Here is an 18,603-nt window from a genome sequence, read left to right on the forward strand (position 1 = left end):
TTAGCTGACGTCGCCGTTCATGCCAATCGAGCGGATCAGCTTGCCATAGCGGGCGGTATCCGCGGCCACCATGCCGTTGAACTGCGACGGGGAAGCACTGCGGCGCAATTCCCCGGCGTTGGCCTTCAACTGCGCATCCAGGCGCCCGCTGGCCTGCAACTCCGTGACCGCGGCAAAGAGCCGCTGGGTGAGTTCGGCCGGCAGGTGCGCGGGCGCGAACAGGCCGCTCCAGTTGTCCAGCACCAGGCCGGGGGGCAGGACCTCGGCAAGCGTCGGCACCTCCGGGAAATAGACGGAGCGTGTGGATGAGGACACCGCCAGTGCCCGTACCTGGCCATTGCGCAGGTACTGGGTCGCGGTGCCCAGCACGGGCATGCCGAACTGGGTCTGGCCGCTGAGCATGGAGGTGATGATCTCCGTCGCGCCCTTGTAGGGGATGTGCACGGCATCGGTGCCCGTCTGGTGCAGCAAGGCCTCCACCGCCAGATGCGCGATGCTGCCTTTGCCGCCCGAGCCGTAGTTGAGTTTGCCGGGCGCGCGCTTGAGCGCGGCGATCAGGTCGCCGGCGGTCTTGTATGGCGCATCCGCAGGCACGATGAGAGCGGTGGGGCCGCCGGAAATCGCCGCGATGGCGGTGAAATCGTGCGCGGGATCGTACGGCATGTTTCGGTACAGATGCACGTTGATCACATGCGTGTTCGCGAGAATGCCCAGTGTGTAGCCGTCCGCGGCGGCGCGCTTCAAGGCGCTCGCGCCGATCACGCCGCCCGCGCCGGGCATGTTCTCCACGACCAGCGGCTGGCCAAGCGTGCGGCCCAGTTCGACCGACAGCGTGCGCGCGATGTTATCCGGCGCGCTGCCCGCCAGGAACGGGACGATCAGGCGCACGGGACGATTGGGATAGGGGGCGGCGGCGCGCACCGGCGTGAGCATGCTGCTAAGTGCGGCAGCGCCAGCGGTGGCGAGCCAGGTTCGGCGTTTCATAGGGGTGTCTCCAGTTCTTGGCTGCGCAGTTTGCCTGCGTCGGTCTGATCAGCCGCTGCCGGCTCAGGCTTTCGCCTGCATGGGTTCGAGAATCGCGCGGGCGATGGTATTGCGCTGGATCTCGCTGGTGCCGGTGAAGATCCGGAACATGCGCAGCTTGCGGAAAGCCTGCTCCACCGGATGTCCTCGCGTCACGCCCACATTGCCGTGAATCTGTACGGCTTTGTCGGCTACCTCGAAGCAGCGCTCGGAGATGAACAGCTTGCATGCCGCGGCCTTCACCCGAAGATCGGCGCCACTGTCCGCCAGCGCGGCGGTTTGCGCGATCATGCTCTCGCATGCCCACAGCGCGGCGGCCATGTCCGCCAGCATGTGCTGGATGGCCTGGAAGCGCGCAATGGGCCCGCCGAACTGGCGGCGCTGGCCGGCGTACTCCAGCGAGGACGCATAGGCCTTGGTGGCCAGGCCCAGCATGGTGGGGCAGTGCAGCAGCCGGTTGACGTTGATGCGCGACATGCCGAGCTTGAAGCCGTTGCCTTCGCCGCCGAAGATATTGGCGCGCGGCACCCGCACATTGACGAACTCGATGTCGCCATCGATATGCTGGCCCGACATCGGCACGTACTCGGTGCTGACCTTGACGCCGGGCAGGTCCAGGTCGATCAGCACGGCCGTGATGGCCGGCGGCGAAGCGGTGGCATCGGTGACGCACATGACGATGGCAAAGTCGGCAAACGGCGCGCCGCTGATGTAGTGCTTGCGGCCGTTGATGACGAGGTCATCGCCGTCCACCACGGCCGTGGTGGAGATGCTCTGGGCATCCGAGCCGGAATGCGGCTCGGTCAGGGCGAAGCAGGTGGACTTCTCGCCCCGGATGACGGGTTGGAAGTAGCGCGCAAGCTGGTCCGGCGTAGCGTACTTGAGCATATTGCCCACGCGCGGCGGGCCGCCCAGGTCGCCCAGCACGTGCGGCGCCAGCACTGCGCCGCTGGCGGCAAGGTCTGCCTTCAGCGCGCATTGCTCGGCGATGTTCAGCCCCTTGCCGCCGAGCTCGACGGGCAGGCAGGCGGCATAGAGCCCCAGCTCGCTGGAGCGGCGCCACACGCCGCGCAGGACATCGCGCGGCCAGGCATCTTCGGACCCCAGGCCCAGCTCGCGCTCCAGCGGCAGCAGTTCCTCATGGATGTAGCGCTGGATGCTGGCGCGGGTTTCGACCAGCACGGGATTGGTGAGGTTGTCGAACATGGTGGTTCTCCTTAATTCACGCGGCGGGATACGCCTTGCCAGTACGGCTCGCGCACCAGTTTGCGAGCGAGCTTCCCGCTCGCGTTCTTGGGCAGTTCGCTGACGAAGTCGATGGTTCGCGGCGACTTGTAATCGGCAATGCGCGCGCGGCAGTGCGCGATGAGGTCTTCCGCGGTGCCTTGCCGGCCGGGCCGCAGGGCAACGACGGCCTTGACGCTTTCGCCCCAGGTGTCGTCGGGCACGCTGATCACGCAGGCTTCCATCACGTCGGGATGCTGGTAAAGCGCGGCCTCGACCTCGGTCGGATACACATTGAAGCCGCCGGAGATGATCATGTCTTTCTTGCGGTCGACCAGGTAGATGTAGCCTTCTTCATCCACCCGGGCCAGGTCGCCGGTGCGTAGCCATCCGTCCACCAGCACTTCGCGCGTCAGCTCCGGCTCGCCCCAGTACCCATGGAAGACATCCTCGCCGCGGATCACCAGTTCGCCGATGTCGTCGCCGGCCACTTCCTGGCCCTGCTCGTCGACCACGCGGACCTCTGTTTCGCCAAGCGCCCGCCCGCAGGAGGCCAGCCGCTCGGGCCGGTGCGCCAGTGCGTAGGCATGATCGTCGGTCGATAGGCGGGTCACGCCGGAGGTGGACTCGCTCGCGCCATAGCCTTGCGACAGGATGGGGCCGATGCGCTCCCACGCCTCGCGGATGCGCGCGGGCGCCATCGGTGCGGCGCCGTAGGCCAGGGTCTTGAGGCTGCTCAGGTCCGCGCTGGCCAGGGTTGGCTCGGTCAGCAGCATATTGATCATGGCCGGCACCATGAACACATGGGTGAGGCGCAGCCTGGCCACTTCCGCCAGGAAATGCGCGGGCTCGAACTTGTCGAACAGCACCAGCGTTGCGCCGGTGTACAGATACGGCTGCATCAGCATGCCGGAGGCGTGGGTGATGGGCCCGATCAGTGCCAGGCGGTCACCGGGCCGTGCCGGCTTGTCCATGCTCTGCAGCATCTTGCGCAACGCTGCCAGGCGGTTGCCATAGCTTTGCATGGCGGCCTTGATCTTGCCCGTGGAACCCGAGGAAAAATGCAGGACGGCGAGGTCGTCGGGCTGCGGCGCGATGTCGAGCGGCGCAGGGCTCGCGCCTGCGAGCAGGGCCTCGTAATCGCCATAGCCGTGCGCGGGTTTGCCAATCGCGATGAACGTTTGCACGGATCCAAATCCCGCGGTTTCCGGCGAGTAGCCGGTATATCCGGGGCCGGCAAACAGGATGCGTGGCGCGCAGTTCTCGGCCACATCCGATGCCTCTGCCGCCGTGAAGCGCGGATTGAGCGCGGCCTTGACGAGCCCGGCCTTGTACAGGGCGCACTCGATCTCGACAAGCTCGGGGCGGTTGCGTGATTGAATCGCCACGCGATCGCCCCGGGTGAGGCCGAGGGCCAGCAGTGCATTGGCGAGGCGGTTCGAGCGCTCGTCCAGCTCGCGATAGGTCAGCACGCGGTCGTTGTAAAGCACGGCAGCGTGATCCCCCCAATAGCGCGCCGCGCGGCGCAGGAAGAAAGCGAATCCCATGGGTTGTCTCCTTGATGGTTCTTCGCCGTAGTCTGTAAGATGCGAGACATCACTACAATGCCGTACCGGCTATAAAGACATAACCAACGGGAATGTCGCGATGGAGACGAGAGATCTTGAATACGTGCTGGCCGTGGATGCGCATGGCGGCATCGGCCGCGCCGCGGAGTCGCTGGGCATCAGCCAGCCGGCCCTGACCAAGGCGGTGCAGCGTGTGGAAGCGCAGATTGGCCTGCCCTTGTTCGAGCGCACGGCCCATGGCATGACCCCGACGCAGGCGGGCATGCAATTCATGGTGCGGGCGCGCCGCATCCGGCTGGAGTTCGACGACGCGCTCAAGGAGATGCAAGGCATCCGCACCGGCGAGCAGGGCATGTTGCGCCTGGGCTATTCGCCTTCGATCCCCAATGCCCTGGTGCTGGACGCCTGCCGTCAGCTGCTGCGGGAGCGGCCCGTTGCCCGGCTGCGGCTGCGCCGGCTGCTGGCGCGGGACCTCATGGAGCTGCTGCTGGCGGGCGAGCTGGACCTTGCCATCGCCCCCACACCGAGGGAGCGCGCGAGCGAGTTCGCGGTGGAGGCACTGTTCGACGACCGGCTGGTGGTGGTGGCCGATGAAGCGCACCCGCTGCAGCGCCGCCGCAAGCTGACCCTTGCGGATCTGGTGGGTCAGGACTGGCTGCTGCCCGGGCCGCATATCATCTTGCGCCAGCAGGTCGACGCGGCGTTCCGCAAGCAGGGGCTGGCCGCCCCGAACCTGCGCATCGAGACCGATTTTGGCAGCTCCTCGCTCTTCGACCTGATGCGCGGCACGCAGATGCTGAGCATATCGGGCACGAACTCCAATGCGGTGACGACCGGGCTGCACCCGCTCGACCTGGGGCTTGAAGAACTGGACCTGCGCCGGCGCGTAGGCGTGATCACCCGGGCCGGCGCCTATCTCTCGCCGCTCGCGCAGCGCATGACGGCGCTGGTGCGCGAGCAAGGCGCCTGACCTGCCCGGCTATGCGCCACCGCCTGGGGCCGCCGGGGCCACCGGGGTGAAAGGGGCACGGAAATGATCGACCAGGAAATCGATGAACGCGCGCGCCCGCGTGGTCTGGTCGCGCTGGCCCGGATAATAGACGAACAGGTCGGCCGGGGGCAGGGCGGCGTCGGGCAGCACCAGCCGCAAGCGCCCGCTCTCCAGGTACTTGGCCAGATCCCACTCGGAGCGCATCAAAATCCCATGCCCGTCGAGCGCCCAGCCCAGGACGATGTCGCCATCGTTGCTCGACAGCGTGCCATGTACCCTGACCATCTCGCCTTGGGTCCCTGCCATGAAGCGCCATATGCCATGTGCGTCGTCGTTCTGGCGGTGGATGATGCAGCGGTGATTGGCCAGCTCGGCCAGGCTCGCCGGGGTGCCATGCCGGTCAAGGTAGGCGGGTGACGCGCACAGGAAGCGCCGGTTCGACATGATGCGACGCGCGTTGAGGCGGCCGTCCGGCAGGGCGCCAAAGCGGATTGCGAGGTCGAAGCCGCTCTCCACGAGATCGATTGCCTTGTCGGTGACTTCGAACTGCACCTCCACGAACGGGTAGCGCCTGGCGAATTCGGAGACGAGCGGGGCGATGGTCGTCCGGCCGAAGCCGAGCGTGGCGTTGATGCGAAGCAGCCCGCGTGGCTCGGCGCGGCTGCTGGAAATGGCATCCTCCATCTCGCGCAGCTGGGCAAGGATCTGCGTGGCATGCACAAGGTAAATCTCGCCCTCGCGCGTCAGGCTGGTGCTGCGGGTGGTGCGGTTCACCAGCCGCGCGCCAAGTCGTTCTTCCATTAGCGCGAGCCGCTTGGTGGCTGCCGGTGGCGTCAGGTTCAGCGCCCGCGCGGCGGCCGAGAGATTGCCGTGTCTCGCAATCAGCACAAAGAACTCGAGGTCCGAGGTGATATCGGTTTTCACTGATGGAGAAGAGTGATGGGTGTCCCGGTGGATTTTAAGCGGGTTATTGCCGCCCGGAGCCGCACCAGTATTAACCATAAGTGAATAGTGAAATGCGTTCTGGCGAAACTCAGCCATGCGCCGCCTCGCTACGCTGGAGCCTTCCTACCACTCAGCGCACGCACCGCGTGCCACGCTCCAGGAGACGCTCCAATGAACATCGTGGAAATTCGCGAGAAGACGGTGCCCATCAGCTCGCCGATCCGCAACGCCTATATCGACTTCAGCAAGATGACGCTGAGCGTCGTCGCCGTGGTGACCGACGTCATCCGGGACGGCAAGCCCGTCATTGGCTATGGCTTCAATTCCAATGGCCGCTACGGGCAGGGGCTGCTGATGCGCGAGCGTTTCATCCCGCGCGTGCTCGAGGCGGATCCCGCAACCCTGATCGACGACAACGGCACCAACCTCGATCCCCACAAGATCTGGGCGGCGATGTTCGCCAACGAGAAGCCAGGCGGCCACGGCGAGCGCTCGGTGGCGATCGGCACCATCGACATGGCGGTGTGGGATGCGGTGGCAAAGATCGAGGGCAAGCCGCTGTTCCAGTTGCTGGCCGAGCGCTACGGCGATGGCAAGCCGGAGCGCAAGATCTTCGTCTACGCGGCGGGCGGCTACTACTACCCGGGCCAGGACCACGGCAAGCTCAAGGACGAGATGCGCAGCTATATCGATCGCGGCTATACGGTGGTCAAGAAGAAGATCGGCGGCGCCTCGCTCGACGAGGACCTGCGCCGCATCGATTCGATTCTCAGCGTGCTGCAGGATGGCCAGAAACTCGCGGTGGATGCCAACGGGCGCTTCGACCTGGACACCGCGATACGGTATGCGAAAGCCCTCTCGCAATACGATCTGTTCTGGTACGAGGAGCCGGGCGATCCGCTCGATTTCGAGCTGCAGGCCACGCTGCGCAACTACTACGACAAGCCGATGGCAACGGGCGAGGACCTGTTCTCCATGCAGGACGCGCGCAACCTGATCCGCTATGGCGGCATGCGTCCCGACCGGGACTGGCTGCAGTTCGACTGCGCGCTGAGCTACGGCCTGGTGGAGTACCTGCGCACACTGGACATGCTGTTTGAGCACGGCTGGTCGCGCACGCGCTGCATTCCGCATGGCGGCCACCAGATGTCGCTCAATATCGCGGCCGGGCTCGGCCTTGGCGGCAACGAGTCCTATCCGGACCTGTTCCAGCCCTATGGCGGCTTTCCCGATGGCGTGACGGTCGATAACGGCTACATCACCATGCCGGACCTGCCGGGCATCGGCTTCGAAGGCAAGGCCGACCTGTATCGCGCCATGCGGGCACTGGCGGGCGGGTGACAGTCCATAGGCCGGCTTGCCGGCCTATGTTGCGTACAGAATACAAATCCTTGGGAAATTTCTTACGGTCGTTGAGCTGGCATCCTGCTTTATGATAAAAAAGCGAACCATTCTCATTTTCATTCGTATTCGTGTTTGAGAATGGCTTGGCGCTTCGCACCACACTGCAGCCCAGGTTCCCGCCAGACCCAACCTTCCCAAGGACGTTTCCGCCGATGTTCAATCACCGCCGCTTGCCGCTGCGCGCCGCCGCATGCCAGGCAATGCCCCGCCTTTCGCCCATTGCCAGCGCTGTATTCGGCCTGACCGTCGCGTTCGCCACGCTGCCGGCCACCAGCCTGGCGCAGACCGCCACGCCGGCTGCCACGCAAGCCGATGCCACCTTGCCAGTGGCCACCGTCAAGGCCGAGCGGCTGACCGAGCCGGCCAAAGCGGAGAGGATTGGCGGTGGGGCGCTGGGTGAGCGCAAGCCTGTCGACACGCCGTTCTCGGTGGTGGCGGCAAGCAGCGAGGAGATCCAGGACCGCATGGCGCAGACCGCCAGCGACGTGTTCAAGTACGATCCAGCGGTGTCCATCCTGGGCGAGAACGGCCGTACCGAAAACTCCTACTTCGCCGTGCGCGGCATGGCCATCGACCTGCTCAACGGCACCAAGGTGGACGGCCAGAACTTCGTCTCCTGGAACACCGACCTGCCGCTCGAACCGTTCGAGCAGGTAGAGCTGCTCAAGGGCCTGTCGGGCTTCATGTACGGCTTTGGCAGCCCCGGCGGCATCATCAACTATGTGGTCAAGCGCCCCACCGACGAGCCATTGCGCCAGTTCACCGTGGGCTACCAGGCCAACAACGTGTGGAGCGAGAAGATCGACCTGGGCGGGCGCTTCGGGCCGGACCAGCGCTTTGGCTATCGCCTCAACGCGGCCCATGAAGAAGGCCGCACGGCCGATCCGGGCGTGCAGCTGCGTCGCGATGTGGTATCGCTGGCCGCGGATTTCCGCATGACGCCGGACCTGACATGGAGCGCCGACGTGATGTACTGGAAGCGCAAGACCAACGGCACCCTGTTTGGCCTGGGGTTCGACGCCAGCCTGCCGGTCGCCGATGCCAGCAAGGTCTCGCGCCGCTTCGTCCAGCCCTACAGCTTCCACGAGACCGAGACCACCACGGTGGGCACCGGCGTGGACTACCGCATCAACGACAAGTGGAAGACCAGCTTCAAGTACCGCTTCGCGCGCGAGAGCCGCTTCAGCGGGGACAGCTACATCTTTGTCAACGATGCCGCCGGCAACTTCTCCGACACCCAGTACAACTGGAAGTCGGCGTTTTACTACCAGGCCTATGACGGCATGGTGCAGGGCAGGTTTTCCACCGGCAGCATCCAGCACGATGTGGTGTTCGGCGTGGGCTACCAGTCCCAGGTGCGCGTCAACGATGCAGGCGTTGGCGCCACCGATGGCATCTTCCTGGGCGAGAACAATCTCTACAATCCTACGCTGCTGAGCAACCAGGCTTCCGGCCTGGTGTATGTACCGTACCGCGACTACAAGATTACGCAAAAATCCGTCTACGCCAGCGATACCATCCAGCTCACCCAGCGCTTCTCGGTCTTGGCCGGCCTGCGCTACACCGATTTCAGCCAGGACAATTTCGACAGCTCGGCCAATGTCACGGCGAGCTACAGCGCCAAGCCGGTCTCGCCCACCGTGGCCCTGATGTTCAAGACCGACAATGATTCCACCGCTTACGTCAGCTATGTGGAGTCGCTTGAGCAAGGCGGCTCGGCCAGCAACACCAACGCCAACTTCCCGCAGACGTATGGCCCGCTCAAGAGCAAGCAGTATGAGGTTGGCTACAAGACCGAGCGCCGCGACTGGGGTGCCAACGTAGCGCTGTTCCGCGTCGACCGCGGCTACGAGTACACCAACACGGCCAACGTCTTCGTGCAGGACGGCACCCAGCGCTACACCGGCCTGGACACCAGCGGCTGGGTGCGCGTGGCGCGCGACTGGCGGGTGATGGGCGGCGTGCTGTGGCTCGACACCAAGGCCACCGGCATCGACGATCCCGCGGTCAACGGCAAGCGCATTTATGCCACCCCCAGCTACATCGTCAGCGGCCGCGTGGAGTATGACGCGCCCTTCCTGCGCGGCCTGACGCTGGCGGCCGGCGCCAAGGTCACCGGCGCCATGTGGGTGAATGCGGCCAATACCCAGTACGTGCCGTCGTACACCACCGCGGACCTCAGCGCCAGGTACACCACGCGCTACGCTGGCAAGACGGTGACGTTGCGGGCCGCGGTCAACAATGTGTTCGATCGTCGCTACTGGACTACCACCTACGGCGGTTTTGTGTTGCCGAGTGCGGCGCGCACATTCCTGGCAAATGCCACTGTGCAGTTCTAAGGGGATGGGGGCGCGGCGCATGCCGTGCGACGACGCTCTTGCCTCTACCGCCCGCTTGCCCTGTAAGGCTCGCCGCGAGCCTGCTGGATGCTCTTCAGCTTTCCCTGCAGTTGCACGATGCGGGTCTCCCACAGGCCGATGGCGCAGTTCATGTCGACCTGCCCGCCTCGCGCGCAATCCGTCGCCAGGCGGTCATCCCGCCAGCGGATCCAGCGCCGTTCGTCGTCCCTCACCTGGATGAATTCGGCGCTGTTCAGGAAGAAACGCAGATTTTCGTAGATGGCCCCCAGCCGTCCATCCGCGTCGCCAAGCCGGCGGTCATTGCAGATCAGTTTTTCCGGCCCGGTCCTGGCGTTGCCGCAGTTGAAGCTCGGCGGCAGCATCGCCGCTCCCGCGTTGTACGTCCCCGACCCCGCGTTGTACGGCGCCACCGCGCGCGGGGGCGGCGTATCGATCTGCGCCACGCGCGTCTTCAAGGCGTTCAGGTCGCGCTCCAGGGCGTCCAGCCTGCGCTCGTGTTCGTTGATCACGGTCAGGATCCGCTGCATGCTGTCCTCGACCTGGTCACGCAATTGCTTCGTATCGGCCGCGCTCAGGCGCTGGGTCTGCAATTGGCGCAGCGCCGCCAGCTGTACGTCGGCGGCGTGGAGTTGCTCGCGCAGCTCCGCCTGCTTTGCCGCGCTGTTCTCGGCGCTGGCGGCCAGGCTGGCCTCCAGCTGTTTTTCGAGTGTCTTCAGTTCTTGCTCATTGGCCTTGGCTTCGGTGATGCCGAGCACGTCGAGCCCGAAACCGATGGCTTCGTGGACCGCGTATTCCCGCAACTGATGCACCAGCCATTCGCCGGTGCGCAGCAGCGTGCCCACGACCCGCCCCGAGGGCGCGGCATGCGCCACCGGTGCCACGGCGCATAGGGCGAGCAGGGCGATGACTGTCGCCCATGCGGCATGCCGCGCAAGTTGCGAGCACTGGCCGGTCCGTCGCGTTCGCGCGCCGCCGCCCGGCGCCATCAGGGAGGAAAGCATGATTGAGCACCTGCTGTTGCCGCACCGTTGTCGCCGGCACAGAACCGGGCGACCGCCGCGCCGATCGACTCGGCCATCATCTGCCTGTACGCGGGATCTCCAAGCCGGGCTTCCTCGGCGCGGTTGACGATCACCCCGGCTTCGAACAGCACCGCCGGCATCTTCGTGGTAGCCAGGACCTTGAGTGCATCGAACCTGTAGATGCCCAGATCCGGGTCGACCAGTTCCCTGTTCTCGCCTTCGATCTTTTCGGCATGGTGCAAGGTGGGGCGCAGGCAGTGCCCGTGCAGCTCGGACCCCAGCACGCGCGCGAACCGCAGGCTTTCGTCTGGCTGCTGGTTTTGGCCGGAGTAAAAGATCGAGTAGCCGCTGAAGTCGTCGCTGTAGCGCTGCGGCCTGGCCTCATAGGTCCATGTGGAAAGATAACGCGGCTGGACCGAGTCGTGATGGAGCGATAGGAACAGATCCGCCGCGCGGCGATTCGCCAGCTCGGAGCGGTCTGTCAGCGAGATATCCGCGCCGCGCTCGTTGGTCAGCAATACGTTGGCGAACCCCATGCCCGCCAGCACCGGCACCAGCGTTGCGGCGAGGCGCGTGTTGAACTCGAACTCGGGCACGCCGCGCGCGCTCGTTGCGCCCGGGTGGCTGGCTGTATGTCCCGCATCAATGGCAATCACGAAACGGCTCCTGTCGCACTGTTGCGATGCCGGGCTTGCCGGGAGCGACAAAGCCAACGCCAGGCCGGCGAACACCAGCCGGGCCAATCGCACCGGAGTCAGAGACTGCATAGCTTGCATAGGCGCTAAAACCTGCGCTAAATCGATAGGCCCACGATTCTATCGGGTTGCCATCGGCCTACGCCATCAACAGCAATGCCGTGCCGCACCCCGTCAACGCCACCGTCCACACCCGGTCCAGGTTGATCCAGCCGGTGCGCAGGAAACCCACGCCGATGCGGTCGTACACCAGCAGCGCCACGGTGCCGATGGCAAGCAGCATGGCCAGCGTGTGAAGCCCGAGCGCCAGCAGCGCTGGCATGAGCGGTCCGCCTGCCGCCGGTGCGCCGGCGGCGCGGCACAACGGCAGCAGCACCGGCACCAGCATCAGCCCCGCGCCGTGCGTGCCCGCCATCAGGAACGACCATAGCGCCAGCCCGGCCATGCCGGCCTGCATGCCTACGCGGGGGCGCTGGCGATGCCCGCGCAGCGCATGCCAGGCGGCCCAGCCGATCAGTAACGCGCCGCCGGCGCGCGCCAGCCATTGGGGATCTAGCAGGCTGCCAAGCGTGAGCGTGGCGGCCAGCACCAGGGCCACCGCGATGGCGTGGCCGAGCGCGATCGGCAGCAGCGCCAGCAGCACCACCTTGCGCCGCCCCCGATGCAGCCCTAGCGCCACGGCAAACAGCCAGCCCATGGCGGGATTGATGCCGTGAAACAGGCCCAGCGCGGCGATGGCCAGCCATGGCCACCAGAGTGGCCACAGGGCGGACCACTGGGTGGCGAACTGCGTGCCCAGCGGCACGCCTGTGGTGGCAAACATGGCGGGGGCGCTCTCGGTGCGGCGGTGTTATGGCGCTATGACGTTATGCGTCTATGGGTAGCAGTACGAATCCGACGAGCAGTCACCCCCTTCCAGCCTGACCTGGTGCGGGCGATGGCCCGCCGGCCAGCGCAGGAAGAACCGTGGGTCGAAGCGGATGCCGCCTTCGGGCGCGGCGTCGAGCTTGACCATCCAGCCCTCGATGCCCTCCGGGTAGAACTGCGCATCGACCGCGCCGTAAAGCGAGTTGGTGAAGTAGATGCGCCGCCCGTCGCGGCTGACCTCCACCATTTGCGGGCCGCCGTTGAGCGCGGCGCCACCTGCTCCCGGGTGCGTGGCGCGCGAGACGATGCCGCCGATGCGCACGCAGCCGGTCTGCCTGGGCGCGAACGGGTCGGAGACGTCGTACTGCAGCAGGTCGCCGGTGCCCCAGCAGGACACGTAGAGGAAGCGGTCGTCCATCGACAGGTCGATATCGCTGACCAGCGGCGGCACCGCCTTGAAGCCCTTGAGGATGGGCGGCAGCAGGTCGGGGTCCGCAGCCTCCGCCGGGATATCGATGATCTTGCGGATCGCCCATTTGCCTTCGTCCCGATACCAGACCCAGATGGATGAGGACAGGTCCTTCAGGCTGATCACGCAGTTGACGAAGCCGTACGCCTTGGTGGGGTCGTGCGCGGGGCGCAGCTCGAACACGAGCTGGTATTCCTCGCCGAAGTCGATCTCCTGCAGGTGCTTGCGCTTGGTCATGTCCCAGAAATGCAGCCGCCTGCCATAGCGCGAGCCGAGCAGGATCTCCGGCACCAGGCCATCCTCGATCATGTCCGGCGTGCCCCATTCGCTGGTCACCAGCGTGTCGAAGCCAAGGTGCCACCAGCCGTCATAGGCAAAATGCTGCGGGCCGCGCTCCACTTCCCATTGCCCGAGCGGATCAAAGCCCTGCTGGTCCAGCAGCATGATGCCGCCCGGCCCCTTGCCCTCTGCGTTGCCCAGCGCGGTCACGTAGATGCCGCCGGGGCCGCAATGCACGGTATGCGGGCGCGAGTAACCGGTGCGCTCGGCCAGTTCGCCCGGCTCGATGATCTTGGCAATGGCTGGCCGCAACGGATCAGGCTTGGTGTCGATGATGTAGATGCGCGACGAGCGCAGGCCCGGCACCACCAGGTAGCGCCGCTCCATATGCGGGTGCGGGGCGTTGGGGCACAGGCAGGACGAGCAGGCGTTCCAGCCGAAGTGATGCAGTTCGTCGCCCGCGTTGGGCACCATGACCTGGCCGACGATAGTGCCGTAGGCCTTGGAGGCGGGATCGACGTCGACTACGGCAATGCCGTCAGGCTGGGTACGTGTGGGATCGAACATCGCCACGTAGGCGAGTGCTTCGGGCGGCGCCTTTGCGGCCAGACGGGGCGACGGGTAGAAACTGGGATCGGGCTTCCAGGTTGCCATCATGCGTCTCCTTGTGCCTTGCCTTGCCGTGGCGCTTGCCGGCTGCCACTGGCTTTGAACTATAGGACACATCGCGGCGGACGTCGGGCGCCGGCTGAGGCATGCTCCAATGGCTTTGCCTTGGCGCTACGCTTGTCTGCCGGCCAGGGACGCGGCAGGGCCGGCCCGGTAGCTATACGCCAGCGCCAGCAGGATGAGGATCGGCACGGCAAGGCACCAGTACGACGCCTGCACATAGGCATACGCGCCCGACACGGCGCCGGCCGCGAATGCGGCGATGGCGGGGACCATCTTGCGCAGCCGGTTCTTCGCCGCGGCCACCTTGTCGGCCGAGGCGCTGCGCAGCTCGACCAGGTCGATGATGACCTGCGTGCTGTTGCCCGTCATGATGGTGGTCGGCACATGGTCGGTCAGCACGATCCGGGATTGCGCGTTCTGGACCGCCATGGCGGCCACCCCCAGCATGCCGGTTGCAATGGCCGATGGCATGTCGGGCGAGGCCATGGGCGAGGCCACGCAGCCCGCCAGCATGAAGGCGGCAAGCAACAATCCTTGCGTGACCAGCAGCGGCGGCAGCGGTGGCCTGCCGCGCGCCTGCATGGCATCGACGGCGATCTTCGTCGCCGCCACCGAAAGCGCGAACACCGGCAGCGCCAGCAGCTTGGCCAGCACGCCACCGGTCGCGTGCGCGAGCGCCACGCCGAGCATGACAAAGTTGCCGGTGACGTGCGCGGTGAACAGGCCGAACAGGGCGATAAAGCCGACTACATCGACGTAGCCCGCTACCAGGCTGAGCATGGCGCCCTTGAACACCTGGCTGGCGATTGCCTGCGGTTGCGTGGGCGGCGAGGACTGTGGCGTGGTCTGCATGGCGGGGTTCATGTTTGTGAAGAGGAGGGCGCTCGCCCGTACTACAGCATAGGACGCGCGGGCCTGTCCAATTGCAAATGTTCTTGATTTTTCCAGAACCCGGCCCATAATGCAAACGTTTGCAAAGAATGGAACCCAGAGATGAATATGGAGACGACACTTGCCTCGAAGCTCGGCCGCGGCCTGTCCGTGGTGGACGACGAACACACGCTCAGCCAACTGGTCAAGCAGGCGATGCGCGATACCACCGACCCGCGCCTGCGGGAGGTCGTCGACGCGCTGGTCGATCATCTGCACGCGTTCCTGAGGCAGGTGCGGCCCAGCGACGAGGAGTTCGAGTTCGGGCTGCGCTTTGTCGCGGCGCTGGGCCATGCGACCAACGCTACCAACAACGAGGTCGTGCTGGCGGCCGATGTGCTCGGGCTGTCGACGCTGGTGACGCTGATGAACAACGGCATCACCGATGGCCGCACGCCGGGCGCCCTGCTGGGCCCGTTCTATCGCGGCGGCGCGCCGGCTTACGCGTGCGGGGATTGCGTGGTGCAAGGCGAGACGCCGGGGCTGCCATTGTTTGTGAGGGGGCAAGTGCGCAACACCGCCGGCGTGCCCCTGGCCGGCGCGCTGGTGGAAGCGTGGCAGGCTTCGCCGGTTGGCCTCTATGACAACCAGGACCCCTCGCAGCCGGACAAGAACCTGCGCGGCGCCTTTCGGACCGATGCGCAAGGCCGCTTCCATTTCCGCTCGGTGCGCCCGGCGGGCTATCCCGTGCCGACTGGCGGCCCCGTGGGCCAGTTGCTGGCCGAACAGAACCGCCATCCGTACCGCCCGGCGCACATTCATTTCATCGCCGCGGCACCGGGCTATCGCACGCTTGTCACGCAGGTCTTCGCCGACGATTCCGAGCACCTGGAGTCGGACGTGACCTTTGGCGTGCACCGCGAACTGGTGGGCCATTTCCGGCGTGTGGACGAAGGCACTAGCCCATGGGGCGGTTTCCCTGCGCCGTTCTACACGCTGGATTTCAACTTTGTGCTGGAGCCGGGCGAGCAGACCTTCCCGACGCCGCCGATCGACTGATTACCGACCACGGAAGAACTGACGATGACCATTCAACAACAAGCTCCGACGCCGCAACTTGCCGGCAAGGTTGCCGTGATCCTCGGCGGCACCGGCGGTATCGGCATGGCGACGGCGCGCAAGCTCGCAACCCTGGGGGCCAGCGTGGTGCTGGTCAGCCGCGACGCGCAGACTGCCGCGCGAGCGGTGGCCGAACTGCCGCCGGGCAACCATCTCGCGGCGGTGGCGCAGATCAGCGATACCGCTTCGCTCGTGCGCCTGGCCGATGACGTGCAGCGCAAGTACGGCCGCATCGACATGCTGGTCAACAGCGCTGGCTTCACCAAGGCGATAGCGCATGCCGACCTCGACGCGCTGGACGACGCGCTGATCGATGAGATGTTCGCGGTGAACTGGCGCGGCCAGTTCGCCGCGATCCGCGCCATGGCGCCGCACCTGAAGGCCACGGGCGAGGGGCTGGTGGTCAACGTGGGGTCCATCGCGGGGCGCACCGGCATGGGCAGCAACGTGGCGTACTGCGCGGTGAAGGCGGGGCTCGACATGATGGCCGTATCGCTGGGCCGCGTGCTGGCGCCCGAGATCCGCGTGCTTAACGTATCGCCCGGCGTGGTCGACACCGATTTCGTGCCCGGGCGCGACAGCGCCTTCAACGAGCGCGCGGCCAGGACCACGCCGCTCAAGCGCATCGGCAAACCGGATGACGTCGCCGATGCCATCGTGGCCTGTGCCACGTCGCTGCGCTTTTCCACCGGCACCACCATCGTGGTCGACGGCGGGCGCCAGCTTGGCTGATTCCGCCCCAGACACATTGTTCCAGGCAGCAAGACACCAACACGTTCACCATGCATAGCAGAAAGACCATCATTACCTGCGCCGTCACCGGCAATATCGTTACCCCGGAGCAACATCCCGGCCTGCCGGTGACGCCGGCGCAGATCGCCACGGCGGCGCTGGAGGCGGCCGAGGCGGGCGCGGCCGCAGCCCACATCCATGTGCGCGACCCCGAGACCGGGCGTCCATCGATGGCGCTCGAGTACTACGCCGAGGTGATCGAGCTGATCCGCAAGCGCAACAAGGCGCTCATCATCAACCTGACCACCGGCCCGGGCGGGCGCTTCGTGCCGGGCGAGGACGAACCCCGCAACGCCGCCCCGGGCACCACCCTGGTCCGCCCGGAAGTGCGCGTCGCGCATATCGCCGCGCTGCGCCCCGATGTGTGTTCGCTGGACCTCAACACCATGAATTCCGGTGCGGACGTGGTTATCAACACGCCGCGGAACGTCCGCAAGATGGCGGCCATCATCCGCGAGGCGGGTGTCATGCCGGAGCTTGAAATCTTCGACTCCGGCGACCTCCATATGGCGCGCGACTTCATCCAGGAAGGCGTGCTGGACGGCCCCGGCCTGTGGACCTTCGTGCTCGGCGTGAAATACGGTTTCGCGGCCACGCCGGAGACCTTGTTCTACGCGCGCAATATGCTGCCGCCGGGCGCGCACTGGTCCGCCTTCGGCGTTGGCCGGGCGGAGTTCCCGATCGTGGCGCAGGCGTGGCTGGCGGGCGGGCATGTCCGGGTTGGCCTGGAGGACAACATCTACCTGGAGAAGGGCGTGCTCGCCCCGGACAACGCAGCGCTGGTCGCCAAGGCGCGCGACATCATCAAATCGCTGGGCGGCGCGCTGGCGTCGCCACACGAGGCCCGGGCCACGCTCGGCCTGCGGGCGGCATGAACGAGCAGGGCAGCACATACACAAGCAAATACACGAACACATACACAAACATCACATCATCATGAACACTATCCGCGTCTCCCAGAAGGCAGCGAACATCGACGCGCTGCAACTCGAGTTCGTCGGCATTCCCAAGCCCGTGCCCGGCTCCGGCCAATGCGTCATCGAAGTCGCCAGCGCGGGCGTCAACCCGAGCGATGTCAAGGCCACGCTGGGATTGATGCCGCACGCCGTATGGCCGCGTGTGCCCGGCCGCGACTACGCCGGCGTGGTGGTGGACGGCCCCGCGCACCTGCTGGGCAAGGAAGTCTGGGGCAGCGGCGGCGAGCTTGGCATTCGCCGCGATGGCACGCACAGCCGCTACCTGACGCTCGACGTTGCCGCGGTGCGCGAGAAGCCCGCCAATGTAACTTTGCAAGAAGCCGGCGCGGTTGGCGTGCCGTTTGTCACCGCCTATGAGGGCCTGCGCCGCGCCGGCCTGCCGAAGGCGGGCAGCGTGGTGCTGGTATGCGGCGGCAACGGCAAGGTTGGCCAGGCCACCATCCAGATTGCCACCGCGCTGGGGGCGCGCGTCTTCGCCGTGGAGCGCGAGGCCGGGCCGTTTCGCGGCCACGCCAGCAGCATCGTGCGCATGCTGGACGCCAGCCGCGACAACATCGCCGAAGTGGTGCGCGACGAGACCGACGGGCACGGCGCGGATATCGTCTACAACACGGTCGGCAGCCCGTACTTCGAGCAAGCCAACAAGGCCATGGCGATCGGTGCCGCGCAGATTTTCATCTCGACCATCGACCGCGCCGTGCCGTTCGACATCTTCGCCTTCTACCGCGGGCAGCATACGTATGTGGGCATCGACACGCTGGCCATGGACAGCATCGCTTGCGCGGCGGTCTTCGATCAGCTCGGCCCCATGTTCGCGGCCGGGCAGCTCAGGCCCTTCCCGGTGCACGCGGACTACACCTTCGCGCTGGCGCGCGCCGCCGAGGCTTATCGCGCGGTGCTGCAAGGCGCCCCGGAACGTGTGGTGCTGATGCCATGAACACGACCCGGTTCGCCGCCGCGCCGGCCTATTTCCCGCCCGGCCACGAGGGCATGCGCTGCCTGCGCCTGCAGGGGTTTGAGGCCGGGCCGTCGGCATCGCTCTGGCTCGGTGTCTCGGTGATCCTGCCGGGCGGCCATACCGGGCTGGATGCCTCGCCCATGGAAAAGCACTATGTGGTGCTGGAGGGGGAAGTCACCATCAGCACCGGGGAGCAGGTCGCGCATCTGTCGCAGTACGACTCGGTCTGCCTGGCGCCGGGTGAAGCCCGCAAGGTGGAGAATCCCGGCAACCGTCCCGCCATGCTGCTGCTGGCCATGCCGTACCCGCCCTGAACTTTTACTTTGATTGCAAACGTTTGTATCTACTTCAAATCGACCAGACGGACG

General features: G+C 66.2%; 17 protein-coding genes. 8 read left to right on the forward strand and 9 right to left on the reverse strand.

Features of this window, described 5'->3' with window-relative positions; genetic code table 11:
- The 3 genes from AC1Q7Q_RS22800 to AC1Q7Q_RS22810 all read right to left on the reverse strand — a co-directional run bounded on the left by AC1Q7Q_RS22800 (nt 1) and on the right by AC1Q7Q_RS22810 (nt 3,794).
- A complete protein-coding gene (locus AC1Q7Q_RS22800; protein ID WP_492370918.1) occupies nt 1–984 on the reverse strand; it encodes a Bug family tripartite tricarboxylate transporter substrate binding protein in 984 nt (327 codons plus the stop codon).
- 63 nt (nt 985–1,047) lie between these two features.
- Complete coding sequence (locus AC1Q7Q_RS22805; RefSeq protein WP_183034921.1) at nt 1,048–2,229, reverse strand: acyl-CoA dehydrogenase family protein; 1,182 nt, start codon at nt 2,227–2,229, stop codon at nt 1,048–1,050.
- A gap of 11 nt (nt 2,230–2,240) precedes the next feature.
- Nucleotides 2,241–3,794, reverse strand: coding sequence for an AMP-binding protein (locus AC1Q7Q_RS22810; protein ID WP_492370917.1), 1,554 nt, complete (start codon nt 3,792–3,794; stop codon nt 2,241–2,243).
- 100 nt (nt 3,795–3,894) lie between these two features.
- Here AC1Q7Q_RS22810 and AC1Q7Q_RS22815 point away from each other — a divergent pair, with 100 nt between their 5' ends.
- A complete protein-coding gene (locus AC1Q7Q_RS22815; RefSeq protein ID WP_492370916.1) occupies nt 3,895–4,785 on the forward strand; it encodes a LysR family transcriptional regulator in 891 nt (296 codons plus the stop codon).
- Between the two features lie 9 nt (nt 4,786–4,794).
- Here the strand turns inward: AC1Q7Q_RS22815 and AC1Q7Q_RS22820 are convergent, their stop codons facing one another.
- Entirely contained in the window at nt 4,795–5,730 is a 936-nt protein-coding gene (locus AC1Q7Q_RS22820) for a LysR family transcriptional regulator (RefSeq protein ID WP_492370915.1), read from the reverse strand.
- Between the two features lie 192 nt (nt 5,731–5,922).
- Between AC1Q7Q_RS22820 and AC1Q7Q_RS22825 the strand changes: the two genes are divergently transcribed.
- Entirely contained in the window at nt 5,923–7,092 is a 1,170-nt protein-coding gene (locus AC1Q7Q_RS22825) for a mandelate racemase/muconate lactonizing enzyme family protein (RefSeq protein WP_492370914.1), read from the forward strand.
- Nucleotides 7,093–7,307: 215 nt separating this feature from the next.
- Nucleotides 7,308–9,494, forward strand: coding sequence for a TonB-dependent siderophore receptor (locus AC1Q7Q_RS22830; RefSeq protein WP_492370913.1), 2,187 nt, complete (start codon nt 7,308–7,310; stop codon nt 9,492–9,494).
- Nucleotides 9,495–9,538: 44 nt separating this feature from the next.
- Here the strand turns inward: AC1Q7Q_RS22830 and AC1Q7Q_RS22835 are convergent, their stop codons facing one another.
- The 5 genes from AC1Q7Q_RS22835 to AC1Q7Q_RS22855 form a co-directional block, all read right to left on the reverse strand.
- Nucleotides 9,539–10,516: a lysozyme inhibitor LprI family protein gene (locus AC1Q7Q_RS22835; RefSeq protein ID WP_492370912.1), complete on the reverse strand. Its 978-nt coding sequence runs from the start codon at nt 10,514–10,516 to the stop codon at nt 9,539–9,541.
- Complete coding sequence (locus AC1Q7Q_RS22840) at nt 10,501–11,193, reverse strand: N-acetylmuramoyl-L-alanine amidase family protein (protein ID WP_492370911.1); 693 nt, start codon at nt 11,191–11,193, stop codon at nt 10,501–10,503. The genes AC1Q7Q_RS22835 and AC1Q7Q_RS22840 overlap by 16 nt, the downstream gene beginning before the upstream one ends.
- Before the next feature lie 178 nt (nt 11,194–11,371).
- Complete coding sequence (locus AC1Q7Q_RS22845; RefSeq protein ID WP_492370910.1) at nt 11,372–12,055, reverse strand: hypothetical protein; 684 nt, start codon at nt 12,053–12,055, stop codon at nt 11,372–11,374.
- 51 nt (nt 12,056–12,106) lie between these two features.
- A complete protein-coding gene (locus AC1Q7Q_RS22850; RefSeq protein ID WP_492370963.1) occupies nt 12,107–13,501 on the reverse strand; it encodes a selenium-binding protein SBP56-related protein in 1,395 nt (464 codons plus the stop codon).
- 126 nt (nt 13,502–13,627) lie between these two features.
- Entirely contained in the window at nt 13,628–14,371 is a 744-nt protein-coding gene (locus tag AC1Q7Q_RS22855; protein WP_492370909.1) for a YoaK family protein, read from the reverse strand.
- Between the two features lie 147 nt (nt 14,372–14,518).
- Here AC1Q7Q_RS22855 and AC1Q7Q_RS22860 point away from each other — a divergent pair, with 147 nt between their 5' ends.
- From AC1Q7Q_RS22860 to AC1Q7Q_RS22880, 5 genes are all read left to right on the forward strand, one after another.
- Nucleotides 14,519–15,448 carry a dioxygenase family protein gene (locus AC1Q7Q_RS22860; protein WP_492370908.1) on the forward strand — a complete coding sequence of 310 codons (930 nt, stop codon included), beginning with the start codon at nt 14,519–14,521 and terminating at the stop codon, nt 15,446–15,448.
- A gap of 24 nt (nt 15,449–15,472) precedes the next feature.
- Entirely contained in the window at nt 15,473–16,240 is a 768-nt protein-coding gene (locus AC1Q7Q_RS22865; RefSeq protein WP_492370907.1) for an SDR family NAD(P)-dependent oxidoreductase, read from the forward strand.
- 50 nt (nt 16,241–16,290) lie between these two features.
- Entirely contained in the window at nt 16,291–17,175 is an 885-nt protein-coding gene (locus AC1Q7Q_RS22870) for a beta-keto acid cleavage family enzyme (protein WP_183034932.1), read from the forward strand.
- Between the two features lie 61 nt (nt 17,176–17,236).
- Nucleotides 17,237–18,214: a quinone oxidoreductase family protein gene (locus tag AC1Q7Q_RS22875; protein WP_492370906.1), complete on the forward strand. Its 978-nt coding sequence runs from the start codon at nt 17,237–17,239 to the stop codon at nt 18,212–18,214.
- Nucleotides 18,211–18,549 carry a cupin domain-containing protein gene (locus AC1Q7Q_RS22880; RefSeq protein WP_492370905.1) on the forward strand — a complete coding sequence of 113 codons (339 nt, stop codon included), beginning with the start codon at nt 18,211–18,213 and terminating at the stop codon, nt 18,547–18,549. The genes AC1Q7Q_RS22875 and AC1Q7Q_RS22880 overlap by 4 nt, the downstream gene beginning before the upstream one ends.
- The last annotated feature ends 54 nt before the right edge of the window (nt 18,550–18,603 follow it).

This window comes from Cupriavidus sp. GW823-FHT07A04 (assembly GCF_058794615.1).

What these genes read in the sequence shown, in the direction of transcription:
- AC1Q7Q_RS22855 (WP_492370909.1), bottom strand. Translation starts at nt 14,371, where the DNA reads ATGCAGACCACGCCACAGTCCTCGCCGCCCACGCAACCGCAGGCAATC.
- AC1Q7Q_RS22870 (WP_183034932.1), top strand. Translation starts at nt 16,291, where the DNA reads ATGCATAGCAGAAAGACCATCATTACCTGCGCCGTCACCGGCAATATC.
- AC1Q7Q_RS22800 (WP_492370918.1), bottom strand. Translation starts at nt 984, where the DNA reads ATGAAACGCCGAACCTGGCTCGCCACCGCTGGCGCTGCCGCACTTAGC.
- AC1Q7Q_RS22810 (WP_492370917.1), bottom strand. Translation starts at nt 3,794, where the DNA reads ATGGGATTCGCTTTCTTCCTGCGCCGCGCGGCGCGCTATTGGGGGGAT.
- AC1Q7Q_RS22830 (WP_492370913.1), top strand. Translation starts at nt 7,308, where the DNA reads ATGTTCAATCACCGCCGCTTGCCGCTGCGCGCCGCCGCATGCCAGGCA.
- AC1Q7Q_RS22835 (WP_492370912.1), bottom strand. Translation starts at nt 10,516, where the DNA reads ATGCTTTCCTCCCTGATGGCGCCGGGCGGCGGCGCGCGAACGCGACGG.
- AC1Q7Q_RS22850 (WP_492370963.1), bottom strand. Translation starts at nt 13,501, where the DNA reads ATGGCAACCTGGAAGCCCGATCCCAGTTTCTACCCGTCGCCCCGTCTG.
- AC1Q7Q_RS22805 (WP_183034921.1), bottom strand. Translation starts at nt 2,229, where the DNA reads ATGTTCGACAACCTCACCAATCCCGTGCTGGTCGAAACCCGCGCCAGC.
- AC1Q7Q_RS22845 (WP_492370910.1), bottom strand. Translation starts at nt 12,055, where the DNA reads ATGTTTGCCACCACAGGCGTGCCGCTGGGCACGCAGTTCGCCACCCAG.
- AC1Q7Q_RS22865 (WP_492370907.1), top strand. Translation starts at nt 15,473, where the DNA reads ATGACCATTCAACAACAAGCTCCGACGCCGCAACTTGCCGGCAAGGTT.
- AC1Q7Q_RS22825 (WP_492370914.1), top strand. Translation starts at nt 5,923, where the DNA reads ATGAACATCGTGGAAATTCGCGAGAAGACGGTGCCCATCAGCTCGCCG.
- AC1Q7Q_RS22815 (WP_492370916.1), top strand. Translation starts at nt 3,895, where the DNA reads ATGGAGACGAGAGATCTTGAATACGTGCTGGCCGTGGATGCGCATGGC.
- AC1Q7Q_RS22860 (WP_492370908.1), top strand. Translation starts at nt 14,519, where the DNA reads ATGGAGACGACACTTGCCTCGAAGCTCGGCCGCGGCCTGTCCGTGGTG.
- AC1Q7Q_RS22875 (WP_492370906.1), top strand. Translation starts at nt 17,237, where the DNA reads ATGAACACTATCCGCGTCTCCCAGAAGGCAGCGAACATCGACGCGCTG.
- AC1Q7Q_RS22880 (WP_492370905.1), top strand. Translation starts at nt 18,211, where the DNA reads ATGAACACGACCCGGTTCGCCGCCGCGCCGGCCTATTTCCCGCCCGGC.